We start from the raw sequence: 1,626 nt of genomic DNA, 5'->3' as shown, positions 1-1,626 counted from the left end.
CGCTCCACCGGCACAAGCCCCTCCTCCGTCGGGGCCGGCACCGGGGGAAATTCTGCTGCGGCGCTCCTTCGTCGCTTATTTCCTCCGCAGATTTTCCCCCGGCACCGCCCTACGGGTTGCTGCCGTCTCCGCGGGCGCAAGCGAACAAGTTCGCCAGCCGGAAAAACAACGGGGGCGGGGGAGACACCCCGGCTGGTCACCACAGCTTCCCGGCCCACCACGTCACCAAGAAGGAGCCAAGACCATGGCACGCTCGACGACGATAGACCACCAGGCCACCCGCGCGGCGATGGCCGAGCAGGCCGCCTCTTTCATCGCGAACCCGACAGGATGGCCCGCCGCGATGGCCGCCCGGGCGCTGCGCCTGCGGGCCGGCCACCCTGCCTACTCGGCAGGAAACCAAGCATTGATCGTGTGCCAGCTCTGGGCGCGCTTCGAGCGGGAAGGCATGGACGAGCACGCCGCGTACGACGCTGCGATCCGGGCGGCGGGCCTCGAGACCGCGCCCGCGCACGTGTGGCGCAAACGCGGATACACGCCCCAGAGCGGGGCGCTGGCGATCTACTCGCGGCCGATCCAGATGTGGATCGACCCGCAGACCGGGGGCAAGTGCGACAAGGACACGCCCGGAGCCGAGCAGCGCCGCGTGTTCAAGGTCGAGCAGACCTACACCGCCGCCGACGTCGCCGACGAGGACGGCGAGACCGCCGAGCAAGCCCACGCCGCCCCCGAGCTGCCGGAGGGCGAAGCCCGCGAGGTCTTCGAGCGCATCGCCGCATGGATCACCTCGTTGGGATGGACGGTGGGCCGGACGGCCCGGGACATGGCCGAGGGCGGATACACCATCCACGGCACCCGGCAGATCGCCGTGCACGGGGCGCTGTCCGAGTGGGCAGCGGTCGAGACGCTGGCGCACGAGGCCGCGCACGCGCTCCTGCACGGGGCCGAGGACGATCGCCCCTACGCCGGAGATCACCGGGGCGACATGGAAGCAGAAGCCGAAGCCGTCGCGTTCGGGCTCCTGACCGCGTTCGGGCAGGGCGACCTTGCCCGAGGATCAGCCCGGTACGCCGCCGAGTGGACCCGCAGCCCCGAGCGCGTCGCGGTCGCATACGAGCGCGCGAGCCACGTGCTCGACGCTGTGGCCGCTGTCGCCTTCGGCGTCGAAGGCGTCACCGTCGCCGAGTCCGCCAAGGCAGCCAAGGCTGAAGCGAAGGCCGAGAACAAAGCCTTGGCCGCCGCCCTCCGTGAAGCCGGACTGGAACCCAAAGGCGAGGCCTGGCAGCGCGCCAAGGCCGGCGAGCCCATCGCCTCCATCATCGCGGCCATGACCCAGGCCGCGGCCTGACAAGGCAGCAGACGCCCGCGGCCTCCAAGCCGTGGCCGCGGGCGCGGGCGGCCCGTGCGCCCCGGGCTCCGGCCCGGAGCCCGGCCCGGCCCGGCCCGGGCCGACAAAGGCCCCAGGGCTGCGCCCTGGACATGGTCCTCGCTGCGCTCGGGCTGTGACGGCTCGCGCCCCGCCGGCTCCGCTTCGCTGCGCCGCCGTGGCGCGAGCCCGCCTTGTTTTTCCGGCTGTCCTGCGGATTGTACGCACCCGCTCCACCGGCACAAGCCCCTCCTCCGTCG

At 72.4% G+C, this 1,626-nt stretch carries 1 protein-coding gene; it reads left to right on the top strand.

The features are described from left to right. The first annotated feature begins 244 nt into the window (after positions 1 to 244). Positions 245 to 1,348, top strand: coding sequence for an ImmA/IrrE family metallo-endopeptidase (locus LK10_RS20665; protein WP_052206800.1), 1,104 nt, complete (start codon positions 245 to 247; stop codon positions 1,346 to 1,348). The last annotated feature ends 278 nt before the right edge of the window (positions 1,349 to 1,626 follow it).

Source organism: Sinomonas humi, from assembly GCF_000802235.1.
GTDB lineage: Bacteria > Actinomycetota > Actinomycetes > Actinomycetales > Micrococcaceae > Sinomonas > Sinomonas humi.
Note: the sequence above shows the minus strand (reverse complement) of the source record. Positions and strands in the feature narration are given on the sequence as shown.